Raw genomic sequence first — 6,938 nt, 5'->3', positions numbered from 1 at the left:
CAGTAAAGGTTGGCATAATGTTTTTGAAAAAATACTTTTCGTCTTCCCTATGCCAGGTATAATTGAAACCAGCACTTAAAGTATGTCCGGGTTGGGCAAATTTATACTGATAGTTTGCAGAGCCCGTTGCGGTATATTTTACTTCATCTTCAATAAATTGCCACAGCCGATTTCTCACCGAATAATCACTGTTAAAAAATGGAATATCACCTAAATCGCCGATTTTTTCACGGTTGAAAAAGCCAGATATGGTAAAGCTATTATGGTCATTTGGGTTATAATCAAAACCCGATTTTACTGTGGTAAAAGTGGTGGTTCTGTTGCGTTTTACTTGTTGGTTCAATATTATTCCATCGGTGTAAATGCGTTGCGAAAACTCGTTTTTGTTTAAGGTTTGCGTGTATAAATAATCGGCCTGAACAAAAGTGTTAAGCTTATCTTTTCTATAATTAAGCGATAATGATGGATTAATTTTTGGTGTTGACTGATATTGAGGGCTAATTCCCGGCAGGTTTTCTTTTCTCAACCAAATTGCACCAAGACCAGTTGTCAAACCAACCTTACCATTAAAACCCTCTTGTTTATTTTTTTTATAAATGATGTTTATAATTCCGGCATTACCGTTTGCATCGTATTTTGAGGATGGATTGTTGATGATTTCAATTCTTTCAATGGCTGATGCAGGAATATTATCCAATCCTGTCTGACTACCGAAACCAGTAATAGCATTTTGTTTTCCATCGATTAATAATGCAATTTTATCGTTACCACGCAGTTGCACTTTTCCATCCTGAATGCTAATGCCCGGGAGATTTTGCATCGCCTGCAAAACAGAACCGCCTAACTGGCTCGTGTTTTTACTTAAATCGAAGGTTTTTTTATCCAGTTTTGACGAAATCCCATCATTGCTTTTGCCCTGTACCGTCACGGTTTGCAGATTTTGAGCATCTTCGGTAAGTTCGATAATACCTAAATCAATAAAGGGGCTTAAACTGCCAACGGTGATTTCCTTTTGAAAAGGCATGTAACCCACAATGCTCACCTGAAGGTGATAGTTGCCAGGATTAACATCCTTCATTACAAAACGTCCCTGATCATCGGAAATGGTTCCGTCAGAAAATTTATCATCTCCAACTTTTTTAAGAATGATATTGGCATAGGGTAAAGTGAGTTTGTTTTTGGCCTCTTTAACCTGGCCTGATATGCTGGTTTTTTTGTCTTGTGCGCAAACATCGTCGGCTATCAAGAATATAGAAAGGCAGAAAAGCCTTAAAATGTGCTTGTAATTTTTCATCAGAATTTAGTTTTAAAATCCATGAAAATAAAGATGAGGTTATCTGATATTTTCGTAGATTAAGTTTTCCGACTGCAATCTAAAACCAAAATCTGTGGAAATTCTGAACCTATGATTTTGCCGGTAAATAGTGAAATCATAAAGAAAATTGACTAAAAGAAAAGAGCAACCATTTGTATGCCCCTTAAGGTATTCATCTGAATATGCGTCAACTAGAATTTATTTAAAGGCAAAGAGTAGATTCTGAGTAATTTCATTAACAATTGTTTTAGCTAAATTCTATTTATTTTCCATTTCCACCAACATCTGGGAGCTGAGGTGCATTATCTTCTTTAGATTCTTTTTTGAATTGGAGCTTTCCAAATTTATAAGATAAACTTAATCCAAATGACTGAACAGGTACAAGTCTAATATTGGTTTGGTCGAAATTCGGACCAAAACTGGTTTGCCTTTGAGTTATGTAACGGTTAAAAGGGTTTGCCGCAGTTAAGCCTATGCTTGCATTTTTATTCCAGAATTGTTTTCTGATGGCCAAGCTATAGTTGAATACCGAGGGTCTGGTACTCCTAAAGTTTCTTTGGGAAGAATTATAGTTTCCAAATACTTCTGCAATTAAATTTCCACCAAATTGATAACTGGCGTTTAAGTTCACCCTGTAGGCAAATGCACTTACGCTTGTAAGTCCCGGAGAAACATTGTTCCTGTTTCCTGCCTGAATATTTGTGCGTAAATTAAGTTTTTCGGTTACCGGAACTGATGCAAAAAGACTGGCTCCAATACTAGTTTGCGAACCAAGATTCAGTCGCTGGGTTAAAGCAACTGCCGAATAATCAACACCATTTATGGTTAATACATCGTAGTATGTAGTAAGTTGTTGCATATCGTTGGTATTGCGACGATAATATCCTGCAAAATAAATATTAGCACCTTTTTCGAAAGTTTTGCTATAACCCAACTCAACATTATTGCCAATCTCAGGTCTCAAAAGAGGGTTACCGGTACTAATATTGTGCGGATCGCTGATGTTATAAAACGGATTTAAATCTCCGTAATCTGGTCGTTCAATGCGGTATGTGTATGATAGCTTTATCGATTGGCTGTCATCAAGTTTATGTTGCAAGGTAAATGATGGTGCAAAAGTGTTATAGCCAGGAATTGCAGCTCCAGAGAAATCAGCTACCTTTCCGGTTCTCTCATATCTCAAGCCAGCTTTTCCTGTAATGAAATCTTTAAAAAGTGAAAAAGATGCAGAAAGATAAGCCGCATATACATTTCGCTTATAATTAAAGCCGTAAGTTTGGTTAGCATTATTGATGTAAGAACTATTTGCCAATAAAGTATCGGTTACAACACTATTGTTAAGATTATCGATAAGCACTTTGGCACCACTTTCTATGGTTAACTTTTTGCTTACAGGCAAGGTATAATTCACCGAAATTTCGGTCTCATTCTCTTTACCCGGGTTGGTGCTGTTTAATCCGGTATTTGGCAGATTGTGGTTTCCATAACTCGAAATTTGCGAAGCATTTACCAGGTTATTTCCAAAACTTGCATTATATAGAAAGTCTAATTCATGGCCTTCTTTTTTGAAACTCTTTTTATAGCCTAAACTTACATCAGTAGAGTTGGCACTGAAATTACTGGCCGAATTTCGAAGACTTCTTGTATCTGATATGGTATTTCCTGATGCCGCTAAAAGATATTGTTGAATCTGACTGGTTGTTCCACTTGAATTATTGTTAAAATGATTGTACCCTAAAGTAGCGGTAAGTTCATCTTTTGGCGTAATGCTCCAGTTAAGATTTAATCCAGTTTGATAACTTGCTCTTTTCTGCGGACTGCTTCCATTCTGAAAGAAATTATTTATCGTGTCTCTGGCTACATTATATGAAACCCTGTTAGAAGAACTTCTAGTAACCGTATTAAATTGCTGATTGCCACTGAAAAATACACCCACACCGAAATTACCTTTTTTAACATTTAAGTTTACCGAACCGTTTTGAAGTCTGGTACCTATCGAATAATTGGCACTTCCGTTAATACCCTGAAATTTATTGTCTTTTAGTACAATGTTAATGATACCTCCTGTTCCGTTAGCATCGTATTTTGCGCCTGGACTGGTAATTACTTCAACGCTTTTAATCTGACTTGCCGGGATAGATTGCAGGGCATCGGCCAGGCTTGCCCCAAAAATACTCGATGGCTTTCCGTTGATTAGAAAACGAACACTTCCGCTGCCCTGAAGTTCGACGTTTCCGTCTATGTCAACACTTACCATAGGAACTTTCTTCAATACATCAAGCGCTACGCCATTTTGTGCGGTAAGGTCGTTGGAGGTATTGTAAATGGTTTTATCTATCTTATTTTCGATAATCGGGGTTTTTGCTGTAATGGTGACACTTTGTAAGTTAGCATCTTTTGATGCCAATGAAATGGTTCCAAGCCCAATAACAGGATTTTGAGCTGAAACGGTTACCGGATCGAATACTTTTTGGGTGTAACCTATAAAATCGATGGTTACCCTGTAGGTTCCGGTAGTAAGGCCGCTAACTGAAAAATTCCCTTTTGGGTCGGAACTAATGCCATTAATTGGGGTTTTAGAGCCTGATTGATATACTGTGATGGTTGCAAAATCTACTGGTGTTTTTGTGGTTGCATCTATAACAATTCCTGTTATTTTTGATTTACCGGGGCTACTTTGGGCAAATGAATTGGTGAAAAAACTGAAAATGAGAATAATTGATAAAACGTGTCGCATGTAACTTGGTTAAATAATTGTTAATGCAAATATCTCCTGAGATTCTGTTGCAAAACTGAAGAACACGGTTCTATCAGGGTTATTCTAGATTGTAATGGAATAATTACAGTTTATCTTCATAAAGCCAAATTATTGCTAACGATTATTACTTCAATTTTATTATAAAAGTATAACAATGCTTCCACCCACAATCATCAATCCGCCAATGAGCGTTTTAGGTTCAATTGGTTCTTTTAGTATTAAAAAAGCCAATCCCATTGCTATTGCAACACTTAATTTATCAATTGGAGCTACTTTTGAAACAGCACCTGTTTCCAGTGCCTTGAAATAAAAAATCCATGATAAGCCTGTTGCGACGCCAGAAAGCCCAAGGAAAATAAGGTTGTTTTTGCTCAATGTTTTGAGTTCTGAAATTTCACCAGTCGCAAGAACAATTCCCCAGGCAATGAACAAAATTACAACGGTGCGAATCGCCGTAGCCAGATTTCCGTTTACACCTTTTATACCGATTTTGGCAAGAATTGCTGTAGCTGCAGCAAAAAAAGCTGATAGAATTGCATAGTATCTCCACATAATATGATAATTGAATTTATACAAAAATATTTTACAATTCTGTAGATAATCTGTTTGCCAGAAATAAATAATAAATGCTTTGATTAAAGCTGCACAAATTGCGATGAACAGACATTTTCCAGTTTCTTAAGACACAGTCTACAGATTTACTCCAGATTTCAGTTTTACTATTGTATTAGATTTAGGATGCAATATGAACATAACTGAGGAAATCTTACTGACAAGGGTTGAGCGTTTTGTAGAAGACCGTTTAAAAAACCGGCTTTCTAATAAAATGTATTTTCATAATTTGGAGCATACTTTACTGGTGGTTGAAGGTGTGCAACTTATTGGAAGGGCGGTTGGTCTTAATAATGATGAATGCCTTTTGCTCATTCTGGCAGCATTTCTGCATGATGTTGGCTATACAGAGAAATACGTGGGCCACGAAGAAGAAAGCGCTAACATTGCAGCCGAATTTTTAACTGAAAACGGACTGGAGCCTGAAAAGATAGAAGTCGTTAAAGAATGTATAAAAGCTACTAAATTTCCGCAACAGCCCGAAAATAAATTGCAAATGGTAATCTGTGATGCTGATTTTTATCATTTTGCACTCCAGGATTATCAAGATTACGCGGATAGACTTAAGGCAGAGTGGGAAACAAATCTAAACCTTTTTTATACTAACCTTGAATGGGATACACTAAATTTCAATATGCTTTCTGCACATGAATATTTTACATCTTATGGAAAAGAGGTTCTTCAGGAAAAAAAGAAATTTAATTTAGAAAGACTTAAAAACCGCATAAGTTAGCCTCAAAAATATTGTCTGTTTTTAGATAAAGAAAGTAGATTACACTATGAAAATATTGGTTATTGAAGATGAACAAGCACTTTACGAAAGCATTTTAGCCTATTTTACCGGTGAAGGAAATGTTTGCGAGCATGCTGCTGATTTTGAAGCTGCAACTGAAAAAATTGAATTATATACTTACGATTGTATTCTTTTGGACCTAGGGTTGCCTGGAGGAGAAGGCCTTGAACTGCTCTCCAGATTAAAGAAAATGAATAAGAAAGATGGTGTGCTTATTATCTCTGCGAGGCACTCGCTCGATGACAGACTTTCTGGTTTGGACTTAGGAGCAGATGATTATTTAGTAAAACCATTTCATCTCTCAGAATTAAAAGCCAGAGTGAGCGCTATTATAAGGCGCAAAAATTTTGATGGTGATAACATTATCCAGTTTAATGAAATTAAAGTAGACGTTTCTGCGATGAAGATTACGGTAAACGACACGCCCGTCACGCTTACCAAAAAGGAGTTCGATTTGCTGGTATATTTCTTATCAAATAAAAATAAGGTGGTCACTAAAAATGCAATGGCCGAGCACCTTTGGGGTGATGAAATGGATCTTTCTGATGATTTCGACTTCATTTATACACACGTTAAAAATTTGAAGAAGAAACTTGCCGAGGCAGGAGCAAAAGATTATGTTAAATCTGTTTATGGCATTGGCTACAAATTTACCTCGATATGAAGTTATCTACCCGATACAACAGGGTGAATATGCTCACCTCGCTAATTATTTTAATTATAACAGGTGTAATCTATTACTTTTTTATACACCTTATCTTAACCAATAAACTCGATAAGGATTTAGCAGTTGAGGAAAATGAGATCCGACAATACACACATACATATCAAAAATTGCCATTACCGGCTAGCTATCTCGACCAGCAGATTTCTTATGCCGAATCGCCAGGTAACGCAAAGGATATCCGCGAATTTAGCTACACCACCTATTTAAATACAAAGGAAAATGAGGAAGAGCCCGGAAGAAGTTTGGTGACCACAGTAAATTTAAAAGGTAAAAATATATTGGTTACCATTACAAAATCGAGAGTAGAATCAGAAGATTTGGTGAGGGTGATTCTGTTGATAACCTTAGGGGTGACCATGATTTTACTTGGGACACTTTTTTTAATCAACCGATTTGTATTGAGCAGGCTTTGGCAACCATTTTACAACACACTCAAAAGAATGAAAGCCTTTGAGGTAACAAAAATGGAGGCAATAAAAGAGGAGCCTACCAAAATAGACGAATTTATTGAGCTTAATCAATCGGTAAATGCTATGGCCGAACGAGTGAAACAAGATTATCGGGAACTTAAAAGCTTTACCGATAATGCCTCGCATGAAATGATGACACCACTGGCGGTAATAAATTCTAAGCTTGACTCTTTACTTCAAACTGAAACCTTCACCGAACAGCAAGGCGCATTACTGGAAGATATTTATCAGGCAACGGGCAGGCTTTCGCGCCTGCACCAATC

General features: G+C 36.8%; 6 protein-coding genes. 3 read left to right on the top strand and 3 right to left on the bottom strand.

Going from position 1 to position 6,938, the window contains the following annotated elements; all coding sequences use genetic code 11:
* The 3 genes from ACIQXP_RS25010 to ACIQXP_RS25000 form a co-directional block, all read right to left on the bottom strand.
* Nucleotides 1-1,294 (bottom strand): TonB-dependent receptor (locus ACIQXP_RS25010; protein ID WP_387508710.1); only part of this gene is annotated, 1,294 nt, incomplete at its 3' end.
* Nucleotides 1,295-1,577: 283 nt separating this feature from the next.
* A complete protein-coding gene (locus tag ACIQXP_RS25005) occupies nucleotides 1,578-4,052 on the bottom strand; it encodes a TonB-dependent receptor (protein ID WP_387508708.1) in 2,475 nt (824 codons plus the stop codon).
* A gap of 159 nt (nucleotides 4,053-4,211) precedes the next feature.
* Nucleotides 4,212-4,649 carry an EamA family transporter gene (locus ACIQXP_RS25000; RefSeq protein ID WP_387508706.1) on the bottom strand — a complete coding sequence of 146 codons (438 nt, stop codon included), beginning with the start codon at nucleotides 4,647-4,649 and terminating at the stop codon, nucleotides 4,212-4,214.
* Between the two features lie 169 nt (nucleotides 4,650-4,818).
* On the opposite strand from ACIQXP_RS25000, the gene ACIQXP_RS24995 reads away from it, so the two are divergent.
* The 3 genes from ACIQXP_RS24995 to ACIQXP_RS24985 form a co-directional block, all read left to right on the top strand.
* Nucleotides 4,819-5,418, top strand: coding sequence for an HD domain-containing protein (locus tag ACIQXP_RS24995; protein ID WP_387508704.1), 600 nt, complete (start codon nucleotides 4,819-4,821; stop codon nucleotides 5,416-5,418).
* Between the two features lie 46 nt (nucleotides 5,419-5,464).
* On the top strand, nucleotides 5,465-6,142 hold the full coding sequence (locus tag ACIQXP_RS24990; protein WP_387508702.1) for a response regulator transcription factor: 678 nt from the start codon (nucleotides 5,465-5,467) through the stop codon (nucleotides 6,140-6,142).
* The coding region (locus tag ACIQXP_RS24985; protein WP_391527825.1) for a histidine kinase dimerization/phospho-acceptor domain-containing protein at nucleotides 6,139-6,938 on the top strand (800 nt) is incomplete at its 3' end. The genes ACIQXP_RS24990 and ACIQXP_RS24985, both read left to right, overlap by 4 nt.

Source organism: Pedobacter suwonensis (genome assembly GCF_044762335.1).
In the GTDB taxonomy this organism is placed as follows: domain Bacteria; phylum Bacteroidota; class Bacteroidia; order Sphingobacteriales; family Sphingobacteriaceae; genus Pedobacter.
Note: the sequence above shows the minus strand (reverse complement) of the source record. Positions and strands in the feature narration are given on the sequence as shown.

Coding starts and splice junctions, on each gene's coding strand:
- ACIQXP_RS25005 (WP_387508708.1), bottom strand. CDS start 4,052: ATGCGACACGTTTTATCAATTATTCTCATTTTCAGTTTTTTCACCAAT.
- ACIQXP_RS24995 (WP_387508704.1), top strand. CDS start 4,819: ATGAACATAACTGAGGAAATCTTACTGACAAGGGTTGAGCGTTTTGTA.
- ACIQXP_RS24990 (WP_387508702.1), top strand. CDS start 5,465: ATGAAAATATTGGTTATTGAAGATGAACAAGCACTTTACGAAAGCATT.